The sequence below is a fragment of the Lentzea sp. NPDC005914 genome (genome assembly GCF_040629405.1).
GTDB lineage: Bacteria > Actinomycetota > Actinomycetes > Mycobacteriales > Pseudonocardiaceae > Lentzea.
This window is the reverse complement of the sequence record NZ_JBEXVQ010000031.1, coordinates 91502-116162: the sequence shown is the minus strand read 5'-3', so window position 1 is coordinate 116162 and position 24661 is coordinate 91502. Positions and strand designations below refer to the sequence as shown.

The 24661-nt window shown below is 68.2% G+C and carries 22 protein-coding genes and 1 pseudogene; 14 read left to right on the top strand and 9 right to left on the bottom strand.

Going from position 1 to position 24661, the window contains the following annotated elements; genetic code table 11:
- Positions 1-61: 61 nt before the first annotated feature.
- Entirely contained in the window at positions 62-1438 is a 1377-nt protein-coding gene (locus tag ABZ345_RS34770; RefSeq protein WP_359858390.1) for an aminopeptidase P family protein, read from the top strand.
- Between the two features lie 5 nt (positions 1439-1443).
- On the opposite strand, the gene glpK (ABZ345_RS34765) is transcribed toward ABZ345_RS34770, so the two are convergent.
- The gene (gene glpK / locus ABZ345_RS34765; RefSeq protein WP_359858419.1) at positions 1444-2937 is read right to left on the bottom strand and encodes a glycerol kinase GlpK; all 1494 of its coding nucleotides are present in this window, start codon (positions 2935-2937) and stop codon (positions 1444-1446) included.
- A 26-nt stretch (positions 2938-2963) separates the two neighbouring features.
- Positions 2964-3728: an IclR family transcriptional regulator gene (locus ABZ345_RS34760; RefSeq protein ID WP_359858387.1), complete on the bottom strand. Its 765-nt coding sequence runs from the start codon at positions 3726-3728 to the stop codon at positions 2964-2966.
- A 257-nt stretch (positions 3729-3985) separates the two neighbouring features.
- Here ABZ345_RS34760 and ABZ345_RS34755 point away from each other — a divergent pair, with 257 nt between their 5' ends.
- The 6 genes from ABZ345_RS34755 (at position 3986) to ABZ345_RS34730 (ending at position 10131) form a co-directional block, all read left to right on the top strand.
- The gene (locus ABZ345_RS34755; RefSeq protein ID WP_359858384.1) at positions 3986-4741 is read left to right on the top strand and encodes an MIP/aquaporin family protein; all 756 of its coding nucleotides are present in this window, start codon (positions 3986-3988) and stop codon (positions 4739-4741) included.
- Positions 4742-4764: 23 nt separating this feature from the next.
- On the top strand, positions 4765-6282 hold the full coding sequence (gene glpK, locus ABZ345_RS34750) for a glycerol kinase GlpK (protein WP_359858381.1): 1518 nt from the start codon (positions 4765-4767) through the stop codon (positions 6280-6282).
- Between the two features lie 83 nt (positions 6283-6365).
- A complete protein-coding gene (gene glpD / locus ABZ345_RS34745; RefSeq protein ID WP_359858379.1) occupies positions 6366-7922 on the top strand; it encodes a glycerol-3-phosphate dehydrogenase in 1557 nt (518 codons plus the stop codon).
- 1 nt (position 7923) lies between these two features.
- Positions 7924-8220, top strand: coding sequence for a hypothetical protein (locus tag ABZ345_RS34740; protein WP_359858376.1), 297 nt, complete (start codon positions 7924-7926; stop codon positions 8218-8220).
- 24 nt (positions 8221-8244) lie between these two features.
- Positions 8245-9177, top strand: a complete 933-nt coding sequence (locus ABZ345_RS34735) for a glycoside hydrolase family 6 protein (protein ID WP_359858373.1) — start codon at positions 8245-8247, stop codon at positions 9175-9177.
- A gap of 51 nt (positions 9178-9228) precedes the next feature.
- The gene (locus tag ABZ345_RS34730; RefSeq protein WP_359858370.1) at positions 9229-10131 is read left to right on the top strand and encodes a lysyl endopeptidase; all 903 of its coding nucleotides are present in this window, start codon (positions 9229-9231) and stop codon (positions 10129-10131) included.
- Here the strand turns inward: ABZ345_RS34730 and ABZ345_RS34725 are convergent, their stop codons facing one another.
- Both ABZ345_RS34725 and ABZ345_RS34720 read right to left on the bottom strand, forming a co-directional pair.
- A complete protein-coding gene (locus ABZ345_RS34725; RefSeq protein WP_359858367.1) occupies positions 10132-10533 on the bottom strand; it encodes an SsgA family sporulation/cell division regulator in 402 nt (133 codons plus the stop codon).
- Between the two features lie 99 nt (positions 10534-10632).
- Positions 10633-11574: a pirin family protein gene (locus tag ABZ345_RS34720; RefSeq protein WP_359858364.1), complete on the bottom strand. Its 942-nt coding sequence runs from the start codon at positions 11572-11574 to the stop codon at positions 10633-10635.
- A gap of 78 nt (positions 11575-11652) precedes the next feature.
- Here ABZ345_RS34720 and ABZ345_RS34715 point away from each other — a divergent pair, with 78 nt between their 5' ends.
- The 4 genes and pseudogenes from ABZ345_RS34715 (at position 11653) to ABZ345_RS34700 (ending at position 15126) form a co-directional block, all read left to right on the top strand.
- Positions 11653-12984 carry a ferric reductase-like transmembrane domain-containing protein gene (locus tag ABZ345_RS34715; protein ID WP_359858361.1) on the top strand — a complete coding sequence of 444 codons (1332 nt, stop codon included), beginning with the start codon at positions 11653-11655 and terminating at the stop codon, positions 12982-12984.
- Positions 12981-13379 carry an FMN-binding protein gene (locus ABZ345_RS34710; RefSeq protein ID WP_359858358.1) on the top strand — a complete coding sequence of 133 codons (399 nt, stop codon included), beginning with the start codon at positions 12981-12983 and terminating at the stop codon, positions 13377-13379. Before ABZ345_RS34715 ends, ABZ345_RS34710 begins: the two co-directional genes overlap by 4 nt.
- A gap of 19 nt (positions 13380-13398) precedes the next feature.
- Positions 13399-14286: a cell division protein ZapE gene (gene zapE, locus ABZ345_RS34705; RefSeq protein ID WP_359858355.1), complete on the top strand. Its 888-nt coding sequence runs from the start codon at positions 13399-13401 to the stop codon at positions 14284-14286.
- Positions 14287-14346: 60 nt separating this feature from the next.
- Positions 14347-15126 (top strand): annotated as a pseudogene (locus ABZ345_RS34700) (ion transporter).
- Between the two features lie 60 nt (positions 15127-15186).
- Here the strand turns inward: ABZ345_RS34700 and ABZ345_RS34695 are convergent.
- Positions 15187-17925, bottom strand: coding sequence for a right-handed parallel beta-helix repeat-containing protein (locus ABZ345_RS34695; protein WP_359858352.1), 2739 nt, complete (start codon positions 17923-17925; stop codon positions 15187-15189).
- A 644-nt stretch (positions 17926-18569) separates the two neighbouring features.
- Here ABZ345_RS34695 and ABZ345_RS34690 point away from each other — a divergent pair.
- Genes ABZ345_RS34690 through ABZ345_RS34680 form a run of 3 tightly spaced genes read left to right on the top strand, consistent with a single transcriptional unit; the run spans position 18570 to position 20846 of the window.
- On the top strand, positions 18570-19412 hold the full coding sequence (locus ABZ345_RS34690) for a geranyl diphosphate 2-C-methyltransferase (protein WP_359858349.1): 843 nt from the start codon (positions 18570-18572) through the stop codon (positions 19410-19412).
- Complete coding sequence (locus tag ABZ345_RS34685) at positions 19412-20476, top strand: family 2 encapsulin nanocompartment cargo protein terpene cyclase (RefSeq protein WP_359858346.1); 1065 nt, start codon at positions 19412-19414, stop codon at positions 20474-20476. Before ABZ345_RS34690 ends, ABZ345_RS34685 begins: the two co-directional genes overlap by 1 nt.
- A gap of 4 nt (positions 20477-20480) precedes the next feature.
- Complete coding sequence (locus tag ABZ345_RS34680; RefSeq protein ID WP_359858343.1) at positions 20481-20846, top strand: aminoglycoside adenylyltransferase domain-containing protein; 366 nt, start codon at positions 20481-20483, stop codon at positions 20844-20846.
- On the opposite strand, the gene ABZ345_RS34675 is transcribed toward ABZ345_RS34680, so the two are convergent.
- From ABZ345_RS34675 to ABZ345_RS34660, 4 genes are read right to left on the bottom strand one after another with little or no spacing between them, the layout of a single operon-like run.
- On the bottom strand, positions 20806-21717 hold the full coding sequence (locus tag ABZ345_RS34675; RefSeq protein ID WP_359858341.1) for an alpha/beta hydrolase: 912 nt from the start codon (positions 21715-21717) through the stop codon (positions 20806-20808). The genes ABZ345_RS34680 and ABZ345_RS34675 overlap by 41 nt on opposite strands.
- Complete coding sequence (locus tag ABZ345_RS34670; RefSeq protein ID WP_359858338.1) at positions 21714-22532, bottom strand: carbohydrate ABC transporter permease; 819 nt, start codon at positions 22530-22532, stop codon at positions 21714-21716. Before ABZ345_RS34670 ends, ABZ345_RS34675 begins: the two co-directional genes overlap by 4 nt.
- Positions 22522-23454, bottom strand: a complete 933-nt coding sequence (locus ABZ345_RS34665) for a sugar ABC transporter permease (protein WP_359858335.1) — start codon at positions 23452-23454, stop codon at positions 22522-22524. Before ABZ345_RS34665 ends, ABZ345_RS34670 begins: the two co-directional genes overlap by 11 nt.
- Positions 23451-24656 carry a sugar ABC transporter substrate-binding protein gene (locus tag ABZ345_RS34660; RefSeq protein ID WP_359858332.1) on the bottom strand — a complete coding sequence of 402 codons (1206 nt, stop codon included), beginning with the start codon at positions 24654-24656 and terminating at the stop codon, positions 23451-23453. The genes ABZ345_RS34665 and ABZ345_RS34660 overlap by 4 nt, the downstream gene beginning before the upstream one ends.
- Positions 24657-24661: the final 5 nt, after the last annotated feature.

Sequence of the window (24661 nt, the reverse complement as noted above, 5' to 3'; positions counted from 1 at the left end):
GGGAGGCTGGACGAAAACACGATCCCCGAGAGGACCGGAATTGGCTCGGACACGCCGTGACATGGCGAAGCTGGTCGACGCGGACGGTTTCCGCACCCACATCCGCGACGGCTGGGGCCCGTGGGACGACCACGTCGACCTGCCCAGGGGGACCGCCGAGGCCGCGGCCGAACACCGCGCCAGGCTCACCGCGGCACTTCCGGGCAAGCGGATCGCCCTGGCCGCGGGACGCGCGCACGTCCGGTCCAACGACACGTTCCACGAGTTCCGCGCCGACAGCGACTTCGTGTGGCTGACCGGCTGCCAGGTCGAGGGCGCCGTGCTGGTGCTGTCCGATGAGGACGCCACGCTTTTCGTGCCGGTGCCGTCGGAACCGCACAGCGTCGACTTCTTCGGCGACGCCGACCGCAGCCCGTTCTGGATCGGTGCCGCCGCCGGGCCCAGGGAGTGGGGGCAGGCGCTGAACATCACGACCCGCCCGCTCGAGGACCTCGCGCACGCCCTGCGCGGCCGTCACCCCGAGACGCTCACGGCCAAGGGCGTCGACCCGGTGCTCGACGCGCTCACCGGTTCGCACAGCGACGAGCTGCGCACGGTTCTGTCCGAGTTGCGCCGCATCAAGGACGACTGGGAGATCGACCAGTTGCGCCAGGCCGTCGACGCGTCGGTGAAGGGCTTCGCCGACGTCGCCATGGAGCTCGGTCAGGCCGTGCGCGGCGGGGGAGAGCGCTGGCTGCAGGGCACGTTCGACCGCCGCGCCCGCACCGAGGGCAACGGCCCCGGCTACACCTCGATCGTCGCCGCCGGCCCGCACGCTCCCGTGCTGCACTGGACGCGCTGCGACGGCCGGGTGAACGAGGCCGATCTGCTGCTGCTCGACGCCGGTGTCGAGATGAACTCGCTCTACACCGCGGACGTCACCCGCACGTTGCCGGTGAGCGGCGAGTTCAGCGCGGCCCAGCGGCAGGTCTACGACCTCGTGCACGCCTCGCACGTGGCGGCGCTGGCGGAGGTCAAGCCGGGCAACGACTACAGCGCCTTCCACCACACCGCGATGCGCGTGCTCGCGGAGGGCCTGCACGACTGGGGCCTGCTGCCGGTCAGCGTCGACAAGGCGCTCGACCCGTCCGGCCAGCACCACCGCCGCTACATCGTCTGCGGCACCGGGCACTTCCTCGGCTTGGACGTGCACGACTGCGCCGACGCCCGCCAGGAGACCTACCAGATGGGCATCCTGGAGCGCGGGATGGCGCTGACCGTCGAGCCCGGCCTGTACTTCCACCCCAACGACGAGACGCTGCCGCCGGAGCTGCGCGGCATCGGCGTGCGCATCGAGGACGACCTCGTGGTGACCTCGACCGGCGCGGAGATCCTCTCGGACGCGCTGCCGATCGAGGCGGACGACGTGGCCGCGTGGGTCAGGAAGCAGCGTTCCTGACGTTCCTAAGTGGACGGAGTGGAGCGGGCCCAGGCGAACGTGAGTTCCACGGCCCGCTTCCAGTTCGCGTACTCGTCCTCGCGGTGCCGGGCGTCCATCACCGGGTTCCACCGCGCGGCCAGATGCCAGTTGCGGCGCAGTCCTTCCAGGTCCGGCCAATATCCGGCGGCGAGCCCCGCGGCGTAGGCGGCACCCAGTGACACGGTCTCCGCGACCAGCGGCCGCATCACCGGGATGTCCAGCACATCCGCGATGAACTGCATCAACAGGTGGTCGGCGGTCATCCCGCCGTCCACCTTCAACACCGGCGTCGGCACCCCGAGGTCGGCGTTCATCGCGTCGACGACCTCCCGCGTCTGCCACCCGGTCGCCTCCAGCACCGCCCGCGCCAGGTGCCCCTTGTTGATGTACGAGGTCAGCCCGACGACGAGCCCGCGTGCCTGCGCGAGCCAGTGCGGCGCGAAGAGCCCCGAGAACGCCGGCACGATGTAGCAGCCGCCGTTGTCCTTCACCGTCCTCGCCAGCGTCTCGATCTCCGGCGCGGAGTGGATCAGCCCGAGGTTGTCGCGGAACCACTGCACCAACGACCCCGCGACGGCGATCGAGCCCTCCAGCGCGTACGTGGGCTCCGCGCCGATCTGGTAGCCGATCGTCGTCAGCAACCCGTGCTTCGACCGCACGAGCTCGTTCCCGGTGTTCATCAACAGGAACCCGCCGGTGCCGTAGGTGCCCTTGATCGACCCCTTCTCGAAGCACGTCTGGCCGAACAACGCCGCGTGCTGGTCGCCCAGCGCGGCGGTGATCGAGATGCCCGGCACGACCCGCGTGGTCGTGCCGCTGATCTCCGACGACGGCCGGATATCCGGCAGCATCGCCGCGGGCACCTCGAAGAAGTCCAGCAGCATCGGATCCCACTGCCGGGTGGAGAGGTTCATCAGCATCGTCCGCGACGCGTTGGTCACGTCGGTGACGTGCAGACCGCCGTTCACACCGCCGGTGAGGTTCCAGATCAGCCAGGTGTCCATCGTGCCGAAGAGAACGTCGCCGCGCTCGGCCTTCTCCCGCAGCCCGGCCACGTTGTCGAGCATCCACCGCAGCGACGGCGCCGAGAAGTAGGTCGCCAGCGGTAGGCCGCACCGCTCGCGCACCTCCTCGATACCGGGCTGCTTCTCGAGCTGGGCCACGAGCTGATCGGTCCGCACGTCCTCCCAGACGATCGCGCGCCCGACGGGGACACCGGTGTGCCGGTCCCACAGCACGAACGTCTCGCGCTGGTTCGTGATGCCCAGCGCCACGACCTGTTCGGCGGTGATCCCCGCCTGCCGCAACGCCTGCGGCATGATCCGGTCGACGTTGCGCCAGATCTCCACGGCGTCCTGCTCGACCCAGCCTGGCCGCGGGTGGTACTGCCGGTGCTCGCGCTGGGCGACCGCGACGAGCCGGGCGTTCTGGTCGAACACGATGCAGCGCGTCGACGTCGTCCCCTGGTCGATCGCCATCACGAACCGTTGCACGCCAAAGCCTCTCAGTTCTCGTCGACCAGGGACGTGGTAACAGCTTCAGCGGCTTGGGCGACCTGCTTCACCAGCGTCGCGCGCGGCCGTCCGGCGGAGTCGCACAGGCGGTCGACCGGGCCGGAGATCCCGATCGCGCCGACGACGAGGCCGCCGGGGATCCGGATGGGCGCGGCGATGCTGGCCTCACCCGGCATGTACTCCTCGGCCTCACCCGCCCAGCCCTGCGCCCGGACCTCGGTCAGCACGCGCTCCAGCGCCTGGGCGCGCGTGATCGTCCTGCGCGTCAACGACGTCAGCTCCCGCCGGCGTGCGGCCGCCGACAGGTCCGGGTCGTAGGCGAGCAGCACCTTGCCCAGTGCCGTCGCGTGCAACGGAAGCATCGCACCGATGCCGAGGGTCTGCACGGAGTCATCCGGCCGAAAAACGTGGTGCACGACGAGCACGGCGCCGTCGTGGTGCATGCCGATCCGGACCTCCTGGCCGCTTCGCGCGGCCAGCGTGTCGGCCCAGTTGATCGATCGAGAACGCAGCTCGTTCGCGTCGAGGTAGGAGGTGCCCAGGTGCAGCAGGGCGGCGCCGAGCCGGTAGCGGCCGGTGGCCTGGTCCTGCTCGACGAACTCGACCCGTTGCAGCGTACGGAGAATCCCGTGCGCGGTGCCGCGCGCGAGGCCGAGCGAGTCGGCTATCTCCGTGAGACCGTGGTGGCCGGAGCCACGCGCGAGCAGCCGCAGCACGGCTGCGGCGCGTTCGATCGACTGGATGGGTCCCGGCACGGCGGCAAACGTAATTGAGACGACCCGTGTCGGCAATGTCGAACAGCTCCGCGCGTCGCGTGACCTGGAACGCCGTCGGAAAACCTCTGGAAAACCGGGGTTTTAGCGCAGAGTGACCGAGTGGTCACAGGGGCGCACCCGGCAGGTGTCGACATTGTCGAAACGTGCCCGTTGAGCGGACGTGACCTGGGTCATTACGTTCCGCCTCAATCACCACCGGGTGATCAGCCGTTCTTGAAAATGATTGGGAGGCCAGCGTGGGTCTCGGGTCAGTGTTCCTCAGCGAGGTGCTCGGTACGGGCGTCCTGCTGTTGCTGGGTGCGGGCGTGGTGGCCAACGTGCTGCTCGCCAAGTCGAAGGGTTTCGACGGCGGTTGGCTGTTGATCAACTTCGGCTGGGGCCTCGGTGTCTTCGCCGGTGTGTACGTCGCCTACAAGTCGGGCGCGCACCTGAACCCGGCGGTCACGGTGGGCATCCTGACCAGCGGTGCGGCCGAGTACGCCCCTGGTGTTCCGGTCGGCGTCGGTTCGACGCTCGTGTACTTCGCCGGTGAGATCCTCGGCGCGTTCCTCGGCGCCGTGCTGGCGTGGCTCGCGTACAAGCCGCACTTCGACGAGACGCCGGACGAGGGCCTCAAGCTCGCCGTCTTCTCCACCGGCCCGGCGATCCGCAGCTACACCTGGAACCTGGTGTGCGAGGTCATCGGCACGTTCGTCCTGGTCTTCGTGATCCTCGCGTTCGGCAAGACCCCGACCCAGATCGGCCCGCTGGCCGCGGCGCTGCTGGTCGTCGGTATCGGCGCCTCGCTCGGTGGCCCCACCGGCTACGCCATCAACCCCGCCCGCGACCTGGGCCCGCGCATCGCGCACGCCCTGCTGCCGCTCTCGTACAAGGGCACTGACGGCGAAGCCGTGGGCAAGAAGGACTCGGACTGGGGTTACTCCTGGGTGCCGGTCGTCGGACCCCTCGTCGGCGGTGCCATCGCCGGTGTCGTCGCCTCACTCGTGTTCTGACCATCCCGAAAGGACAAACTTCGATGACGCAGTACGTTCTCGCCGTCGACCAGGGCACGACCAGCACCAGGGCGATCATCTTCGACCACAGCGGCTCCATCGTCTCCGTGGGTCAGAAGGAGCACGAGCAGATCTTCCCGCGCGCGGGCTGGGTCGAGCACAACCCGGTGGAGATCTCCGAGAACACCCGGTTCGTGATCGGCCAGGCGCTCTCCGCCGCCGACCTGAACACCGGTGACCTCGCCGCCGTCGGCATCACCAACCAGCGCGAGACCGCGGTGGTGTGGGACAAGAACACCGGCGAACCCGTCTACAACGCGATCGTCTGGCAGGACACCCGCACGCAGGCCATCGTCGAGGAGCTCGGTGCTCTCGGCGGCGGTGCGGAGCGCTACAAGGCGAAGGTCGGCCTGCCGCTGGCGACCTACTTCTCCGGCCCCAAGATCCGCTGGATCCTGGACAACGTCGAGGGCGCCCGCGAGCGTGCCGAGGCGGGCGACCTGCTGTTCGGCAACACCGACACGTGGACGCTGTGGAACCTCACCGGCGGCCCCAACGGCGGTGTGCACGCGACCGACGTGACCAACGCGTCGCGGACCATGCTGATGGACCTCGACACGCTGCAGTGGGACGCCGAGATCGCCGGCGAGATGGGCATTCCGGTGTCCATGCTGCCGGAGATCCGGTCCTCCTCGGAGGTCTACGGCAACGGTGGTCCCGGCGGTGTGCTGAAGGGTGTGCCGATCGCGGGCATCCTCGGCGACCAGCAGGCCGCGACGTTCGGCCAGGCCTGCTACGAGCCCGGCACCGCGAAGAACACCTACGGCACCGGCAACTTCATGCTCCTCAACACGGGCACGGAGAAGGTCGCGTCGAAGAACGGCCTGCTGACGACGGTCTGCTACAAGATCGGCTCTGACGCTCCGGTGTACGCGCTCGAAGGCTCGATCGCGGTCACCGGCTCGCTGGTGCAGTGGCTGCGCGACAACCTCGGCATCATCTCGTCGGCGCCGGAGATCGAGACGCTGGCCCGCACGGTCGAGGACAACGGCGGCGCCTACGTCGTGCCCGCGTTCTCCGGCCTGTTCGCGCCGTACTGGCGGGCGGACGCGCGTGGCGCGGTCGTCGGCCTCACGCGGTTCGTCAACAAGGGCCACCTGGCGCGTGCCGTGCTGGAGGCGACGGCGTTCCAGACTCGCGAGGTCCTGGACGCGATGAACGCCGACTCCGGTGTGCCGCTGACCGAGCTGAAGGTCGACGGCGGCATGGTGCAGAACGAGCTGCTGATGCAGTTCCAGGCAGACGTTCTCGACGTGCCGGTCGTGCGGCCGGTCGTCGCGGAGACCACTGCTCTCGGTGCCGCGTACGCCGCCGGTCTGGCCGTCGGCTACTGGTCGTCTTTGGACGAGCTGCGCGCCAACTGGGCCGAGGACAAGCGCTGGACGCCCGAGCTGGACGCCGACGAGCGCGAGCGCGAGTACCGCAACTGGAAGAAGGCCGTCACCAAGTCGTTCGACTGGGTCGACGCCGACGTTCGCTGAGCCTGTCTCTTGGGTTTCTTTCTTAGGAGCTGAAGTTGTTCGCAAGGCTGGATCCGGTTCGGCGTGCTGACTCTGTTGCCGCAGTGGGCAACACGGAGTTCGACGTGCTCGTGGTCGGAGGTGGTGTGGTCGGCGCGGGCGCTGCTTTGGACGCTGCGTCGAGAGGCCTCTCCGTCGCGCTGGTCGAAGCACACGACTGGGCGGCGGGCACGTCGAGCCGGTCCAGCAAGCTCGTCCACGGCGGGCTGCGGTACCTGGAACAGCTGGAGTTCAAGCTGGTCCGGGAAGCTCTGAAGGAACGCGGACTGCTGTTGCGCCGGCTCGCACCTCACCTGGTGCGGCCGGTGCCGTTCCTCTTCCCGCTGGCCAAGCAGTGGGAACGCGCTTACGTCGGCGCGGGCGTGCTGCTGTACGACACGATGGGCGGCGCGGGTGCGGTGCCGATGCACCGGCACCTGTCCCGTTCCCGGATGACTCAGGTCGGGCCGTCGCTCGACGTGTCGAAGTTCGCCGGTGCGATTCGTTACTACGACGCGCAGATGGACGACGCGCGTCTCGTCCTGACCCTCGTTCGCACCGCTGCCCAGCACGGCGCCACGGTGTTGTCGCGGGCTCGGGTGACGTCCTTGACGCGGTCCGGTGGCCGGGTTTCCGGTGCCCAGGTCGAGGTGGACGGTTCGGTTGTCGAGGTGCGCGCCAAGCGGGTCATCAGCGCGACCGGTGTGTGGACCGACTCGCTGAACTCCCTTTCGCCGGGCACGCCGCCGTTCCACGTGCGGATGTCCAAGGGCGTGCACGTTCTCGTCGACCGCTCGAAGGTCCAGCTCGACGGCGGGTTGATCACGAAGACCGAGAAGTCGGTGCTGTTCGTGATCCCCTGGGGCGCTTACTGGATCATCGGCACCACTGATACGCCTTATGACGGCGACCCCGCCGCCGTCTCCGCCACTTCCGAGGACGTTTCGTACATCCTCGACCACGTCAACGCCGTGCTGCGGTCGCCGCTGTCCGTTGACGACGTTGTTGGTACTTATGCGGGTCTGCGGCCGTTGCTGGACGGCGCGTCCGGCGACACCTCGAAGCTGTCGCGCGAACACGCTGTGGCGCAACCGGAACCGGGCTTCTTCGTGATCGCCGGTGGCAAGTACACGACCTACCGCGTGATGGCCGCGGACGTCGTGAATTCCGCGGTGGCCGGTCTCGGTCGCGCGGTCGCACCTTCACTGACCGCCCGTCTGCCGTTGTGCGGCGCGGTCGGTTACCACGAGCTGTGGGCGGACCGGGCTCGAGTCGCCGCCGAGTCCGGCCTGCCCACGTCCACTGTGGAGCGTCTGCTGCGGCGCTACGGCTCCGCGGTCTCGGACGTTCTCGCGCTGGTCGCCCAGGATCCTTCGCTTGCCGTTGAGATCGCCGGTTACCTGGCTGCGGAGATCGTCTACGCGGTCACGCACGAGGGTGCGCTGGACCTGGAGGACGTGCTGGCCCGTCGCACGCGGATCTCCATGGAGCACCTGGACTTCGGTGCCTCGGTGGCCGAACGGGTCGCGGATCTGATCGCCGGTCCGCTCGGGTGGTCCGCCTCTGAACGCGATCAGGCTGTCAAGGCTTACCGGGCGAGCACGGAGTTGGCGGCGAGATGAGATGGACGGCGCGGAGCTGATCGAGAGACTGCGGCGTGAGGGCGGCTTCCGGCTGCTCCCGCTGCTGGGGAACACCGGGCAGGTCGCAGGGGTGCACCTGACCCGGTTCCTGCCCGGCGGCCACCTCGAGGTGATCCAGGCGTGGGACGAGAGGTGGGCGGCGTACGCGAGGCTGTCGGACTCGCTCGACGCCGGCGCGCCCTTCACCGGTCCGGCGGGCGGGACGGTCCGCAGCGGCCCGTTCGCGTCCGTGGTGGCTCCACTGCTGCCGATTCAGTCCGGACTTACCGCCCCTTAGGCGCGGCCCGCCAGCCTCCGAGCCATGATGAGAGCACTCGCGCTGGCCCTGCTGGCCGTCGTCGCCACGGCCCCGGCCGCCCACGCCGCCAGCCCCCTCAGCCTGACCGACGGCTTCTACGTCGACCCGGACTCCAACCCCGCTGTGTGGGTGCGCGACCACGCGAGCGACGGCCGCCAGCCCGCGATCAAGGCGAACATCTCGTCCAAGCCGATCGCCCGCTGGTTCGGCAGTTGGAGCGGGGACATCAAGTCGTCCGTCAGCGCTCACGTGAACAAGACCGGCTCGAAGCTGCCCGTCCTGGTCGCCTACAACATCCCCGGCCGCGACGCGTGCGGCGGCCACTCCGGCGGCGGCGCGGGCACACCCGAGGCGTACCGGACGTGGATCTCGAAGTTCGCCGAGGGCATCGGCACCCGTCCGGCCGTGGTCGTCATCGAGCCCGACTCGCTCGCGGACTTCAACTGCATGGACAGCGCCAAGATCGCCGAGCGCACAGCGATGATCAAGTACGCCACCGAGCAGTTCAAGGCCAAGGCGCCCAACACGTGGGCCTACCTCGACGCGGGCAACGCGCAGTGGGTCCCGGCGAACACGATGGCGGGCAGGCTCGACGCGGCCGGTGTGCGCAACGTCCGCGGCTTCTCGCTCAACGTCTCGAACTACCACACCACAGCCGCCTCGACGACGTACGGAAACAGCGTCAGCGGAAACCTCCCCGGCTACACCAAGCCGTACGTCATCGACACCAGCCGCAACGGCAACGGCCACAACGGCGAGTGGTGCAACCCCGGCGGCCGCAAGCTCGGCACCCCGGCCCGCACCGGCGGCGGCGCGGAGATGCTGCTGTGGGTCAAGGTGCCTGGCGACTCGGACGGCAAGTGCGGCAAGGCGCCGAACGTCGAGGCCGGCAAGTTCGACCCGCAGCTCGCCTACGACCTCGTTTACGGTTACTGACCGGCTCGCTATGTTGGGAGCAGGCCGCCGCCTGACGAAGGGACATTCGTGATGAGGCGGCCCCTGCTCCCCGCTCTCCTCGCCGTAGTGCTCGCACTGTGCGGGCTCGCAGCGCTCAACGCCCCGGCCACCGCACAGTCCTCGCCGCGGTCGGCGATCTTCGGCGGCGGCCCGTTCTACGCCGACGGCCAGGCCGTGATGAACACCCTGCGCGCCTCCGGGTTCACCACCGTGATCCTCTGGAGCATCCACGTTCACCCCAACGGCGACCTGTACTACAACGACATCCTGCTCGTGCAGAACGGCCGCTACGTCGGCGACGCCGGCTGGCCCGCGCGGTTGCGGACGCTCAAGCAGGCACCCACGTCGGTCAACCGCATCGAGGTGTCGATCGGCGCTTGGGCCGTGCCGGACTGGGAGAACATCTCGAAGCTGATCAGCTCGCAGGGCACCGGTTCGTCGAGCATCCTGTACCGCAACTTCCAGGCGTTGAAGACCGCCACCGGTGCCGACGCGATCAACAACGACGACGAGTCGTTCTACCAGGTCGCGCCCACCGCGGCGTTCGCACGGATGGCCGCCGGGCTGGGGTACTCGAAGTTCACGTTCGCGCCGTACACGAACCAGTCGTTCTGGGCGAGCCTCAAGAACAACCTCGGCGCCGCGATGGTCGACCGCGTGTACCTGCAGGGCTACGCGGGAGGCGCCGGCAACAACCCGGCGACGTGGAACCAGGCGCTCGGCATGAAGGTGGATCCGGGCCTGTGGAGCAAGCACGGTTCCGGCTGCACGGCGGGTGACTCACCCGCGACCGTGCAGAGCAGGATGAGGTCGTGGAAGGGATCCGCCGGGATCGTCGGCGGCTTCATGTGGCTCTACGACGACATGAAGAAGTGCTCGGCCCAGGGGACCGCGGCGCAGTACGCGAGCGCGATCCGCAACGGCGTGAGCTAGCTAGTCGAGCAGCCTGCGCATCTCGGCGTCGAAGTCGAAGTGGTCGTTCTCGTGACCGGGGGCGACCACGTCGTAGGTGGAGTTCAGGAACTCCTGCAGCTCCGAGGAACGCACGTGGAAGACCGCCTGCGACACGTCGGACCGCAGCTCGAGCACGGCCGTCGTCGAGTTGTGCGGCCGCAACCGGACGTCGCCCGCACCGCTGGTGGTGATGAGACCGTCGGCGAGCAGGTCGCGGCTGACCAGCCACACCGTCTCCTGGCGTCCCATGCGGAACGTCATGGTCACGGCGTGCGGGTCGTCGGCGCGATAGCCGAGCTCGACCTCGACGGGCATGGGGCGCCCTGACGGTGCGATGAAGGCGAAGACGGACTCGGCGCCCACTCGTGTCACGTTCGTCATGCCCCCTTAGACGCGTGGCAACCTTCGTGGATGCCTCGCTCAGGAAAAGCGATCAGAACGTGATTTTCAATGGGCCTGAAGTATGACGTTTGACAACAGTCACGCGGGGTTGCCGCGCGGACGCAGACGGCCACCGGGAAGCGGCGGTGCGGGCAAACGGAGTCCGTCGTAGCCGTCCACCCGGCCGAACCTGTCGGTCTCCGCCTGCCACCCGTCTCGATACGCGACGATCTCGTCGTGGGTGCGGCCCACGAAGTTCCACCACATCACGATCTCCTCGCCGAACGGCACGCCGCCCAGCAGCACAACCCTTGCGCCGTCCCGAGATGCCAACGTCAGCGTGGTGCGGCCGGTGCCGGCGTAGCCGAGGGCGCCGGGCGTGAGAGCGGTTTCGTGGATCGTCACGTCGCCGGTGTCGAGCAGGACGCCGTGTTCGAACTCGGGGTTCACGTCGAGCGAGATCATTGCCCCTGCGGGCAGAACGATCTCCGCGCCGAGCAGCGGTGTGAACGTCGTCACAGGTGAGGCCGATCCGGCCAGTTCGCCGAGGAAGACGCGGACCTCCGCGCCGCCGAGTCGGACGGCCGGCGGGACGTAGTGCTGGAAGTCGCGCGGGGCGTCCCGGTGCGCGTCCGGCAGCGCCAGCCACAGCTGCACGCCGTGCAGGATCGTGCTCGCGGGCGTCGACACCTCGGAGTGCGCGATGCCCCGGCCGCCAGTCATCAGGTTCAGCTCGCCGGGGCGTACGAAGGCGTGCACGCCGTGGCTGTCGCGGTGCTCGATCTCGCCGGTGAAGAGCCAGCTGACCGTCTGCAGGCCCGTGTGGGGGTGCGGCGCGACGTCCATGCTGACCTCGTCGGGGCCGTAGTGGTCGCAGAAGCACCACGCACCGATGAGCGACCGCTGCTTCTGCGGCAACGTACGGCGCACCGACATCGCACGCGGACCGCCCAGCGGCACGTCGCGCGGCTCCAGGACCTCGACGCTGCCGGGTGTCGACGTGCACGTCACTTCGGCGGGCTCGGCCTCGACATTGCTCACGCCGCCGATCGTAAGCGGTTCAGGTAGCTCACAGCTGGCTCTGCTGTGGCGTTCAGGCTCACTGCCGAACATGGGCTGATGCGAAGACGTCCGCTCGACACAGGCGTACGGGCCGCCGCGACCGCCGTGCTGTGGGCCGGACTGCTGCTCGTGACGTACTGGTGGGCGGCCGGCGGTGGCATCACGGACCTCGGCGTCTGGGAGACCGGGCTGAGCTCGCTCGGCAGGCTCACCGGTCTGCTCGGCTCGGACCTGCTGCTCGTGCAGGTGCTGCTGATGGCACGGCTGCCGCCGCTCGAGCGGGCGTTCGGCCAGGACCGGCTGGTCAGGGTGCATCGGACGGTCGGCTTCACGTCGTTCAACCTCGTGCTCGCCCACCTGGTGCTGATCACGTGGGGCTACGCGGCCGGTGACCTGACCGCCACGCCCGCGGAGTTCTGGGACCTCGTCACGAACTACCCGGCGATGCTCCTCGCGCTCGCGGGTACCGCGTGTCTGATCCTCACCGTCGTCACCAGCATCAGGGCCGCACGCGCGAAGCTGCGGTACGAGTCGTGGCACCTGCTGCACCTCTACGGCTACCTCGGCGTCGGGCTCGCTCTGCCGCACCAGCTGTGGACCGGCCAGGAGTTCCTGACCTCGACCGCCGCCACTGTCTACTGGTGGAGTCTCTGGGCAGCCGCCGCCACCGCGGTCCTGGTGTGGCGGCTCGGTCTGCCCCTGTGGCGAAACGCCTCGCACCGGCTGCGGGTCACCTCGGTGGTGCCCGAGGGCGATGGCGTCGTGTCGGTCCACCTGTCCGGACGGCGGCTGGACCGGTTGCCCACGCGGGCCGGGCAGTTCTTCGGGTGGCGGTTCCTGAACCGTCCCGGCTGGACGCGCGGCAACCCGTACTCGCTCTCCGCGGCACCCGACGGCCGCGGTCTGCGGATCACCGTGCGGGCCGAGCTGTCCGGGGTGGTTCCCGGCACTCCGGTGCTGTTCGAAGGACCGTTCGGCAGGCTCACCGAACGGGTGCGCACCCGGCGCGGGGTGGCGTTGATCGGGGCGGGCGTCGGGATGGCGCCGTTGCGCGCACTGGCGGAGGAGCTCGACTACGCGCCCGGTGAGGCGGTGGTGCTGCACCGCTTCCGGGACCGTCCGCTGTTCGCCGCCGAACTGGACGTGCTGGCGCGCGAACGAGGCCTGCGCGTCGTCGACCTGCCGGGCCACCGCCGCTCGCCGCGGTCGTGGCTGGGCGACTGGGCACCGGTCGACGACGTGACCGCGCTGCGTCACCTGGTGCCGGACATCGCCGAACGCGACGTCTACGTGTGCGGGCCCGCGGCCTGGTCGCAGGCGGTGCAGTGGGCCGCGAGCGCCGCGGGTGTGCCGCGGGAGCGGGTGCACGTCGAGGAGTTCAGCTGGTGAAACGAATCCTGGTCTGGCTCATCGGCACCGCCACCGGCCTGGTGCTGCTGTTCGGGTACCGCACCTCGTTGTCGGGTCCGATGACGACCCAGACGCAGCCGCTCGCCGAGACCGGCGGCGTGGGCACCGTGACCGGGCCCGCCGTGGACACCCGGTGGGGTCCCGTGCAGGTCGAGGTCACGCTGGACGGCGGCAAGATCACCGCCGTCACCGTGCCGCGGTACCCGGACGGCAACCGCAAGGACGAGCAGATCAACGCACGCGCGTTGCCGATCCTCGTGCGGGAGACCCTCGACGCGCAGAGTGCCGACATCGACACCGTCAGCGGGGCGACCGTGACCAGTGAGGGATATCTCGAATCCCTGCAGGCCGCACTGGACAAGGCGGGCAGGTGATCTTTGTAGGGTGAGCGCGATGGATCTTCGCGCACACGTGTCGAACAGCGGGTACGAGCTCGACGAGGCGCAGCTTCGGGTCATCGCGCGGCTGCAGGAGCTGGGGGAGCGGCGCCGGGGTGTCTACCTGCACGGGCCGGTCGGCCGCGGCAAGAGCTTCCTGGCGGACGCGCTCTTCGAGGTGCTCCCGGTGAAACGCAAGCGGCGCGTGCACTTCCACGCGTTCTTCCAGGAGCTGCACGCACGCATCTCCGCGCGGCTGTACGAACGCGGTGCCGTCGCCGACGCCGTGAAGGAGCTGATCGGGCGGGCGGAGGTGCTGGCGTTCGACGAGTTCCACCTGCACGACATCGGCGACGCCATGCTGATGACCAGGCTGCTGGAGGCGCTGCGAGCGAGCCGGACCACGGTCATCGCGACGTCCAACTACCCGCCGGACGGGCTGCTGCCGAACCCGCTGTACCACGACCACTTCCTGCCGGGCATCGCGCTGGTGAAGGAGCTCATGACGGTCGTGGAGCTCGAGGGCGGCCCCGACTACCGGTACCTGCACGGCCGTCCGCGATCGCGGTTCGAGACCGGCGCGATCCGCACCGAGGCCCCGCAGGCCACCGGCCAGATCTGGTTCGACTTCGCTGACCTCTGCGAGAAACCGACGTCGCCCCAGGACTACCTCGCACTGGCCGAGCAGCACGACGACTGGGTGATCACTGCGGTGCCGAGGCTCGAAATGTGTGATCGCGAGGCACAGCAACGGTTCGCGAACGTCGTGGACGTGCTGGTGGACAAGGACATCCGGTTGACGCTCGTGAGTGAGCACCCGCTGCGGGAGATCGCCGGCGGCACCGCCCTGGATCTCGCCCGCACCGCGAGCCGCCTGGAGCTGATCAACAACACCTCCGGGTGATCAGCTCGACGTCGTGGCGGCCGATAGAGCCCTTGTCCCCCCGGCAAGGAGTAGTCAGGCATGACGTTGCGCGCCCGCATCGGTGAGGTCGTCGAGAGCACGCGGTTCCAGTGGATGATCATCTGCGTGATCGTCGTCAACGCGGTCACGCTGGGAGCCGAGACCTCACCGTCCCTCGTCGCGATTTACGGCGACCTGCTCGGCATGATCGACCACCTGGCGCTCGCCGTCTTCGTCGCCGAACTCGCGGCGCGGCTGTACGCGTTCGGCTGGCGGTTCTTCCGCGACCCGTGGAACGTCTTCGACTTCGTCATCGTCGCGGTGGCGCTGCTGCCCGCCGCCGGGCCGCTGTCGGTGATGCGGTCGATGCGGATCCTGCGGGCGTTGCGGCTCGTGGCGATGGTGCCGAGCATGCGCCGGGTGGTCACCGCACTGGTGAAGTCGGTGCCCGGCCTGATCTCGCTGACCGGGCTGCTGGTGCTGCTGCTCTACGTCGGCGGCGTGATCGCGAGCAACCTGTTCGGCGACTCCGGCGACCCGCGGTTCGGCGACCTCGGCTAGACGCTGCTGACGCTGTTCCAGATCACCACCGGCGACGGCTGGTCGGACGTGATGCGCGACCTGATGGTGCACCAGCCGCTCGCATGGATCTTCTTTCTCTGCTACCTGATGGTCGGCACGTTCACGATGCTCAACCTGTTCATCGCCGTCGTGTGCAGCGCGATGGAGTCGGACGTGCAGCACGTGCCCGCACCCCGTGCCGCGACGCACGACGACCTGCTGCTGCAGGAGGTTCGCGCGTTGCGGGACGAGGTGCGGGCGCTCAAGCAGACCGTGTAGCCAGAGATCCCGATCGGCGACGCCGCCGTACACCGATCGGGATCCCTGCAACCCCCGTTGTCACGGGGTGACCGGGATGTTCGACACGCCCTTCTTGGCCTTGGTGGCCGTGTTCGAGGCGTAGACGACATTGGGGCTGGACTTGCACTTCGACTGGGACGAGACGTACACGGCGTACTCGCCGACGTTGCCCAGATCGGACTTGTTGCCGCGCCACACGTTGCCGCAGCCGTTGGCGAACGACGGCGTGGTGCTCGGGTTGTGGGTCTCGTAGCCGTTCGCGAACGTGCCCGGCTTGGTGAAGGTGCCGGTGTTGTTCTCGATCCGGTAGCCGAAGCCCTTCACGTCGATCCACGAGTCACCGGAGTTCGCGCCGCTGATTCCGGTGCCGTTGAACGTGTTGCCGCTGATGAGACCGGCCTGTGTGCCTTCCTTGACGTCGATGTGCTCGGCGGCGACGTTCGGCCCGATCTTGTTGCCCAGCACCTGCACGCGGTCGGACTTGTCGACGCCACCGGAGTTGCCGTGACACTTCCAGTTGGAGTTCGCGGATCCGATGTAGACGCCCTCGCCGTAGTCCTTCGTGACGACGCCGGTGTCGGTGATCGTCGAGTTCATGATCACGCCGTCGGCGGAGGAGCGCCGGAAGTGCACGCCTTCCTCGTCGGTCTTGCGCACGGTCACGCCGTCGATCGTCACGTGGTGGGAGTTGTCGAGGATGATGCCCTTCTTGGACTCCGCGACGGTGATTCCCTTGATGTTCCAGTACGGCGCGTTGTACAGCCACAGGCCGTAGCCCGAGTCCCAGCCCGCGGTCGGTACCGGGCAGGAAGGCGGGTCACCGGACGGGCCGTCGTTGATCAGCACCGCGGACGACGGGCCGGTGAGCGTGATCGGGTTGCTCGACGTGCCGGCCTTCTGCGTGACGAACGAGCCGCGGTAGGTGCCGGACGCGAGCGAGATGGTGTCACCGGGCTTCGCGTTGGCCAGAGCCGACTTCAGTTGATCGGCGGTGGACACGGGAATCGTGGCCTGTGCGGAGAAACTTGCGGCCCCCGCCCCTGCACTACCGGATCCCGCGTGGCCCGGCTCGGCGGCGCCGGGAAGGAAGCCAGCCGGGATGTTCTTGAGGAACAACGACTTGGCCGAGTCCGATTTGGACAGGTCGACGCCGTGACCGCCGGTGTAGTCGCGCTGCTCGTTCTTCGCCCAGTCCGCGATGGGCTTGCCACCGACGTCGAGGTGCTTGTAGGCGGTGCCGTTCCAGCCGAACTGGTAGACGCGTTGCCGGTCCGGGTAGAACGGCTCGAACGCACCACCGGTGGACAGCTGCTTCGTCATGTCGTTGTTGAAGAACACGTTGCGCGGCCCGGACGCACCCGACCACTTGACGGCCTTCTTGCCGGCGCCCCACCAGATCGGGAACCAGTTCGAGTCGTCGGGCCCGCCGCCGCCTTCTTCACCGCAGTTCGCGCGGCAGTTGCCGGAGCGGTGTCCGTAGGAGACGCGAACGCTGTTGTTCTCGAACAGGTTGTTGCGCTCCCAGCCGCCGTGCAGGTTCAGGTCGGAGTCGAAGTCGTTGCCCACCACGACGTTGCCCGACGCGGACCACTGGAAGGTGAAGTGCCGCAGGTTGCGCGAGGTGTTGCCGGCGTAGAGCGAGTCCCAGACGCGGGAGCCGCGGAAGTAGCCGTTGCCGCCCTTGCCCTTGTTCCACGACCCGTCGAGGTAGTTGTCGACGATCTGCAGGTTCTTGGCCTCCTCGGTGACGATCGGGTGCGACCCGGTCATCTCCGCGCGGATGCCCCTCACCCACGAGTTCGCCGCCCACTTGAAGACGATGCCGTGCATCTCGTCGGCGGGAGCCATGTTGCCGTAGTTGTCGACGGCCTCGGCGGGGTCGAGGTTCGGCATCGCCTGCGTGAAGCCGAAGTTCTCGAAACCCACGCCGAGGACCGGGTCCACCAGCGGCGACACCTTGGAGTCGTATGTCGCCCCGTCAATCGCCGGTGAACCGTCCGAGGTGGAGTTGACGGGGACGTCGAACTCCAGCGGTTTGTCGAGCGTGACCGTCGTGCCCGAGACCGAGGCGACGGTGAAGATCTGCTGCCGCATGTGCATGTTCAGCAACGGCCACTCGGTGCCGGTCGCCTGCTGCTGCTCGTAGAACTTGACCGAGTTGGCGGCGCGGACGTTCACGAACATGCCCGCCTTGATGGTGCTCGCGGACTGGACCTTGATGGTCCTGTCCCCGGTCTTAGCGGCGGCGGCCACCTTCGCGCCCGCCTTCCAGTGCACGTTGACCGTGCCCTCGAAGATGTCCTTGCGGTTGGCGGGCGCCGACTTGTAGTCGCTGGCGTAGCTCGAGTGCACGCCGCGCGACTGCACCCGGAACAGGCCGCGGCCCGGCCACAGCCAGCCGCCCTTGCCCTGCCCGTAGGTCATGCCGTCCTCGTCCCAGTCCGAGCCGTCGGGCGTGATGGCGTCGTACCGGGTGTTCGCGTCCGGCGTGTAGACGATCTTCGTGGTGGTGGCTCCGGCACCCCTGATGATCAGGTAGTCCGCGTCGACGTGCAGCTCGTGCGACACCTTCAGCTCACCGGCCGGCAGTGTGATGAGGCTGAGCTTCGAATAGCTCGCGCTCGGTGAACACTGCGTCCGGATCGAGTCGATCGCTGCCTGCAGTCCGGCGGTGTCGTCGGCAGCGTCATTCGGGCGGACGTTGAACTGGGAGGCGAGTTCGGCGGATGTGATCTGACAACTCGCGCTCGGGTTGACGTCATTGTTTCCGGGTAGCACGCCATTGCCGCGATACCCCGCCTTCGACCAGTCGGGCAGGCCGGAAATAGGGGAACGTCGATTGCCTGACGAGACGTCCAGGCCGGTAAGTGTGGGTGCGGCCATCGACGCGCTCACGGGCAGAGCGAGTGAACCGATTAGGAGGAGTGTTAGCAGGGGTGTGGAGCTTCGCTTCATCTAAAACCCTCTCCGGCAGGGCGGGGCTATTTCTTTGTAGTCGAAAGGTGCATATGTGTCAAACATTCACATTCTTGAATAGAGGAATACTGAAATGCTTTTCAATGACGGTTGTTCGCCTCTTTGGGCAGTTCCCGTGGCAGCTCACGGGTCTGAATCGTGCGAGCCGATTGGGCCGGTTGCGACCCGAGTCGGCGTGAGGTAGTCGTGCGACGAAGTACCGGGATTTATTCCTGTCTCACGTGGAATCCAGCCTTTCCTGTCATCCGGATGGACGCAGGGAACCCACGAAAGTGGGGGTACCAGCGGGGTTGCGCGGGTGAACGACGCCACTGGAGCGCGTCATTCGGCGCACCCGTTCGTGACCGAACCAACCCTGAACAGCGGATCGCCGCCTGGGCCGACAGCTGCAAAGGTCGAGAGCTGTTCGGCAGCGAGCGTTCCAACGAACAGGAGCACGACAGGTCATGGCGAGCCCCACTGTGAAGCCGGTTCTGCGCACCGATTACCAGCGTTCCGTCGCGGACTACTGGAACAGGGAGAAGGACCCGGTCAACATCAAGCTCGGTGAGGTCGACGGCCTTTACCACCACCACTACGGGCTCGGCGCGTACGACCCGGCCGTGCTGCACCAGGGCGACGAAGCGATCATCGCCGAGATGCACAGGCTCGAGACCGCGCAGGCGGAGGTGCTGCTCGACGCGTTCGGCGACGTTCCCGCCGGCAGCCACCTGATGGACGGCGGCTCCGGCCGCGGCGGCACGAGCTTCATGGCCAACGCCCGGTTCGGCGCCCGCATCGACGGCGTCAGCATCTCCGAGCAGCAGGTCGCGTTCGCCAACAACCAGGCCGTGGAACGCGATGTCGCGGACCAGGTCCGGTTCCACTTCAAGAACATGCTGGACACCGGCTTCGAGACCGGTTCGTTCAACGGCATCTGGACCAACGAGACCACGATGTACGTGGACCTCCAGCAGCTGTACGGAGAGTTCGCGCGGCTGATCGCGCCGGGCGGCCGGTACGTCTGCATCACCGGCTGTTCCAACGACCTGACGGGCATGCGTTCGCGGGCCGTCAGCCAGATCGACCAGCACTACATCTGCAACATCCACCCGCGCAGCGAGTACTTCAGGGCGTTGGCGGACAACGGTTTCGTGCCGATCAGCGTGGTCGACCTGACGCCGGAGACCATCCCGTACTGGGAGCTGCGCGCCGAGTCGTCGGTCGCGACCGGCGTCGAGGACCCGTTCCTGACGGCCTACAAGGAAGGCAGCTTCCACTACCTGCTGATCGTGGCGGACCGCATCTGATGAAGGACCTCCTCACCGGGCCGTCCGGGCTGGGCACCTCCGCTGCCCGGCTCGGGCGGCCCGAGGCCGTGGACCTGCCACCGGAACCCGGCTACGCGGAACGGCCGTGGGGTGACGGCACGGCGCCGCCGCTGTACGTGCCGGTGCTCGAACGCGAAGACGACCTGCTGGCCGCCGCCGTGGACGAGCGCCTGATCGCGTGGGCGGGCGACTGCGGTTTCGAGGAGCCGGAACGGTTCCTGGGCGGCAAGTTCGGCCGTCTCGCCGTGCTCACCCACGTCGACACCTCCGACGTCGACCAGTTGCTGATCGCCGCCAGGCTCAACGCGGCGTGGTGGGCGGCCGACGACCTCTACGCCGACGACACCGAGATGGGCGCGATCCCGGCTGAGCTGCCGCCGCGGCTGGCGCTGGCGATGGCCGCGATGGACCCGGTGGCGCCCGCCGCCGAGTTCACCTCGGAACTGGAGGAGAGGCTGGCGGCGGACCCGGTGCCGGTCGGGTTGCGCTCGGGCATCGCGCATCTCTCGTCGCGCAGCACTCCCACCGTGGTGCAACGGGTGTGCTACTCGACGTTCGCGATGTTCGTGTCGTGGAGCGCCTACGCGGCCTGGCGGCACACCGGCAACTACCCGCCGGCTTGGCAGTACCTCGCGACCCGGCAACACGACACCTTCTACACGTCGATGACGCTGATCGACGCGGTAGGAGGCTACGAGCTGCCCGCGCCGCTGTACTACGACCTGAGGGTGCGGCAGCTGCTCACCGCCGCGGGCACGGCGTCGGTGATGGTCAACGACCTGGTGTCGGTGGAGAAGGACGCCGCCGACGAGCAGCCGGTCTGCAACATGGTGCTGCAGATCGCGGCCGACCGGGAGTGCTCGATCGCCGAGGCCACGGCCCGGACGGTCGAGCTGCACAACCAGCTGGTGCGCGACTTCGAGGCGGGCCACAAGGAGTTGCTGGCCGTCCCGTCGGTGGAGCTGCACCGGTTCCTGAAGGGCACCAAGGCCTGGATGGGTGGCGGCTTCGAATGGCACACCACCCACCCGCGCTACAAGTAGGCCCGTGCGACGGGGCGGCCACTTGGCCACCCCGTCGTCACCGGCGCGCGGTCATTGGCGCAAGTGGGGTGAGCAGCTCCTGAACGGCTCGGCGCGGACCAAGCCGTTCGTCCCGGCGCACCGGGCGGCGGTCGCGCGGGTGCTGGGTCCGCCGCGGCTGCACCACACGGTCGTGACCGGTGAGGTGATCTCCAAGGAGGCCGCTGGCGAGTACGCGCTCGACACCTTCGGCGGCCGCTGGGAGCTGTTGATCCGCACCGCGCTCGCACACCGCGCCGGGAAGACCGGTGTCATGGCACCTGGGGAGGCGATCCGCGCAGCCGGTGAGTTCACGTCGGCGGTGGTCGCCGATGCCGAGTCACGGACCTGAGCCAGGCGATTCGGGTGGCTCGTGCTCGCCGGGACAACGCGGCTTCCGGTGCGAGCTGGTCGAAGCCGTGACACCCGCCGGGCCACACGTGCAGCTCGGCATCTCCACCCGCCTGCCAGATCCGCGAGGCGTAGTCGACAGCTTCGTCGCGGAACACGTCCACCGAGCCAACGTCTACATAAGTGGCCGGTAGTCCGGAGAGATCGAGCGCCCGCGCCGGAGCGGCGAAGGGTGACACGTCTGGGCCGCCTCGCGCCTCACCGAGCAGTGCCGTCCACCCGGTGATGTTCGAGTCGCGCACCCAAGTGGTGCCGTCGAGGAACTGGTGGCTGGACGGCGTTGAACACCTGTCGTCGAGCATCGGGCAGATCAGGAGCTGACCGCTGATCTCCGGCCCTCCGTAGTCGCGGGCCATCAGCGTCACGGCCGCCGCCAGCCCGCCGCCGGCCGAAGTGCCCGCGACGACGGGCGAGCTGAAGCCGTTGCGCTCCATCCACGTCAGCGTGCGGTAGCAGTCCTGCACCGGTGCCGGGTGCGGGTGTTCGGGTGCCAGCCGGTACTCCGGCGACACCAGCACCACGCCGAGCTCGGAGACCCACTCGGCCAGCACGTGCAGGTCGGAGCGGCGAGTGCCCGCGACCATCCCGCCGCCGTGCAGGTGCAGCACCGGCGGACCCTGTGCAGAACCGTTGGGGCGCAACACGAGTACGGGCACGCCGTCCGCGTCGGCCTCGGTGAACGTGACGGAGCCGCCGCGCGTCAGTTCGGCGTCGGTGACGACTCGGTTGTTCGCCCTGCGCTCCGCGATTCCGGCCGGGGTCAGCGGTGGGCGGGAGAGGTCGACCAGTGCCGCGATCTCCGGATCGATCACCCCTTCACCCCGGTGTGTGCGAGGCCCTCGATGAACTGCCGTTGGGCCAGCACGAAGACGATCAGGATCGGCACGGCGGTCATCGTGGCGGCGGCGAGCTGGACGTTCCACATGGGACCGCCGTAGATGTCCACGAACTGGGTGAGTGCCTGCGGCAGCGTGAACATGTCCGGCGTGGACAGGTACACGATCGGCTCCAGGTAGAGGTTCCACGAGTGCAGGAACGTGAAGATCGCCACCGCCCCCAGCGCAGGGCGGGCCAGCGGCAGCGCCACCCGGTAGAAGATCCCGGCGCGGCCGAGCCCGTCCATCCGCGCCGCCTCCTCCAGTTCTGGTGGCAGAGCGATGAAGAACTGACGCATGATGAAGATCGCCAGCACGCACGGTGCCCCGAAGATCGGCACGATGATCAGCGGCCAGTGCGTGTTGGTCAGGCCGAGCGACTGGAAGAGCTGGAACAGCGGCACGATCGTCACCTCGCTCGGGATGAGCAGGCCGGTCAGCACCACCACGAACAGCACGTTCTGGCCGGGGAACCGGATGCGCGCGAACGCGTAGCCCGCGAGAGCCGCCACCGCCATCGTGCCGACCGTGACGATCACCGCGATGTAGAGGCTGTTCCAGTACTGCTGCCCGAACGGCTGCATCCGGAACACCTGCTCGTAGGTGGAGAACGTCCACTGCGACGGCAGCAGCGACTCGGAGAAGATCTCGCTGATCGGCTTCATCGACGAGGTGACCATCCACCAGGTCGGGAACACGAACGGCACGCACAGCAGGCACAACAGTCCGTAGAGCAGGACTTTACGACTCATGCAGCACCCACTTCCGGCGCATGCGCCACTGCAGCAGGGTCAACGCGGCGACGATGACGAACAGCAGCACCGAGATCGTCGCGCCGTAGCCGAAGTGGTGGAACTGGAACGCCTGCTGGTAGAGGTAGTAGATCAACACGGTCGTGGACGTGCCGGGGCCGCCCTGGGTGAGCACGGCGATCTGCGCGAACACCTGCAGCGAGCCGACGATCGTGATGATCGACGTCAGCAGGATCGTCGGACTGATCAACGGGATCGTGATGCGCCGGAACCGGGTCCACGCGCCCGCGCCGTCGATCTTCGCCGCCTCGTACAGCGGAGCCGGAACTCCTTGCAGGGCAGCGAGGAACAGCACCATGTTCAGGCCGACGTTCTTGATCACCTGCACGACGATCACCGAGACCATCGCGGTGGTGTCGCCGCGCAGCCAGTTCGGGCCGTCGACACCGAAGAACCCGAGCAGCCCGTTGACGCTGCCCTCTGGCTGCAGCATCAGTTGCCACACCAACGTCCACGCCACCAGTGACACCAGCACAGGGGAGAAGAACAGTGTGCGGAACAGGGTGGTGCCGCGCAGTTTCTGGTTGAGCAGCACGGCGAGCAGCAACGCCAGCGACAGGTTCAGCACCACCAGGCCCGCGGCGAACCACGCGGTGGCGACCAGCGACGAGCGCAGCTTCTCGTCGTTCAGGAGCTGCTGGTAGTTCTCGGCGCCGATGAACTCGAAGGTGCCGCCGAGCACGTTCCACTCGTTGAGGCTGTACCACGCGACCAGGCCCAACGGGATGAGCACGAACGCGAGGCTGCCGAGCAACGCGGGCGCGACGAACAGGTACCCGACCAGGTTGTCGCGCCTGCGATACGTCCAGAACGCCGCCCGATCTCGTACAACGGCTCGCACCGCGGGCACGACCGCCGTCACTTCCGCTCCAGGAGAGGCTTGATCTTCACGCACACGTCGTCGAGCACGGCGGAAACGTTCGCGTCCGGCTTCCACAACGGGTCCAGCGCCGCGCGGATCGTCTGGTTCAGCTCCTCCTGGCCCTGGTGGCTCGGCTTCACCACGCCCTTGCTGATGCCCTCGACCACGACCGACTGCAGCTGCTCGGGCCGGATGAGCGGGTTGCTCTTGGCCAGCGTTTGGGCGTTGAGCAACGACGACCGCACGGACGGGAAGAACTGCGCGAGCTTCGCCGAATTGGCCTCGTTGGTGAAGAAGCCGAGGAAGTCCGCGGCGGCCTCGGCGTTCTTGGAGCGCTTCATCACGCCGACACCCGCCTGCCCGATCACCGCGTAGTCACCCTTCGGACCGGAGGGCAGCGGCACGAGCGTCCAGGTGAACTTGGCGTCCTTCAACGCACCCGCGCGCGAGATCTGGCTGATGGCCATCGCCGCGTTGCCCGCGAAGAAGTCCACGGTGGTGCCCGGCCCGGGAATCGCCTTGTCGGTGAAGATCGCCTTGTGGAGGAACGACATCGCGTCCTTCATCTCCGGACTGGAGAAGCCGCACGACCGGCCGTCCTCGCTCCACGCGTTGGCGTCCCACCCGCGCCAGACCGACGACAGCACCGCCCAGTTCTGGTACTTGAAGTCCGGCAGCACCAGGCCTTTGCCCGAGGCTGCGGCCGCCGCCATCGCCTGCTCCCAGGTCCACTTCGCCGGCACGTCCTTGACCAGGCTGGTGTTGACGAAGAGCCCGAACGGCGACGTGGAGAACGGGTAGGCGTAGAGCTCGCTGTCCTTCTCCCACAGCTTCGTTCCCGAAGGCGTCAGCTCGTCCGCCTTCTCGATCTTGCCGCGAATCGGGGCGAGTGCGCCGGAGGAGACGAAGTCCGGTGCGGACTCCTCCAGGATCCACGCGAGGTCCGGCGCGTTGCCGCCGGCGATCTGCGTGGTGAGCGTGGTGGTGTAGCCGTCGGCCGGGATCGAGTCGAACTTGATCTCGGTGACGTCCGGGTGCGACGCCTTGTACTCGGCGGCGATCTCGTTGAGCAGCTTGAGATGGGCCTCGTTGGCGGTCCACACGGTCATGCGCAGCGACTTGGGGCCGGAGGAGGCTGATCCGCTGCACGCGGTCAACGCGAGCAGTCCGGCGAGGATCAAAGCGGTGAAGCGGCGTGACATCGTTG

Bases quoted from the DNA above. Each gene is read 5' to 3' on its own strand.
- ABZ345_RS34690 (WP_359858349.1), top strand. From the start codon at position 18,570: ATGGCGAGCCCCACTGTGAAGCCGGTTCTGCGCACCGATTACCAGCGT.
- ABZ345_RS34730 (WP_359858370.1), top strand. From the start codon at position 9,229: ATGAGGCGGCCCCTGCTCCCCGCTCTCCTCGCCGTAGTGCTCGCACTG.
- glpK (WP_359858419.1), bottom strand. From the start codon at position 2,937: ATGGCGATCGACCAGGGGACGACGTCGACGCGCTGCATCGTGTTCGAC.
- ABZ345_RS34715 (WP_359858361.1), top strand. From the start codon at position 11,653: ATGCGAAGACGTCCGCTCGACACAGGCGTACGGGCCGCCGCGACCGCC.
- ABZ345_RS34685 (WP_359858346.1), top strand. From the start codon at position 19,412: ATGAAGGACCTCCTCACCGGGCCGTCCGGGCTGGGCACCTCCGCTGCC.
- glpK (WP_359858381.1), top strand. From the start codon at position 4,765: ATGACGCAGTACGTTCTCGCCGTCGACCAGGGCACGACCAGCACCAGG.
- ABZ345_RS34770 (WP_359858390.1), top strand. From the start codon at position 62: ATGGCGAAGCTGGTCGACGCGGACGGTTTCCGCACCCACATCCGCGAC.
- ABZ345_RS34740 (WP_359858376.1), top strand. From the start codon at position 7,924: ATGGACGGCGCGGAGCTGATCGAGAGACTGCGGCGTGAGGGCGGCTTC.
- ABZ345_RS34660 (WP_359858332.1), bottom strand. From the start codon at position 24,656: ATGTCACGCCGCTTCACCGCTTTGATCCTCGCCGGACTGCTCGCGTTG.
- zapE (WP_359858355.1), top strand. From the start codon at position 13,399: ATGGATCTTCGCGCACACGTGTCGAACAGCGGGTACGAGCTCGACGAG.
- ABZ345_RS34725 (WP_359858367.1), bottom strand. From the start codon at position 10,533: ATGACGAACGTGACACGAGTGGGCGCCGAGTCCGTCTTCGCCTTCATC.
- ABZ345_RS34670 (WP_359858338.1), bottom strand. From the start codon at position 22,532: ATGAGTCGTAAAGTCCTGCTCTACGGACTGTTGTGCCTGCTGTGCGTG.
- ABZ345_RS34735 (WP_359858373.1), top strand. From the start codon at position 8,245: ATGATGAGAGCACTCGCGCTGGCCCTGCTGGCCGTCGTCGCCACGGCC.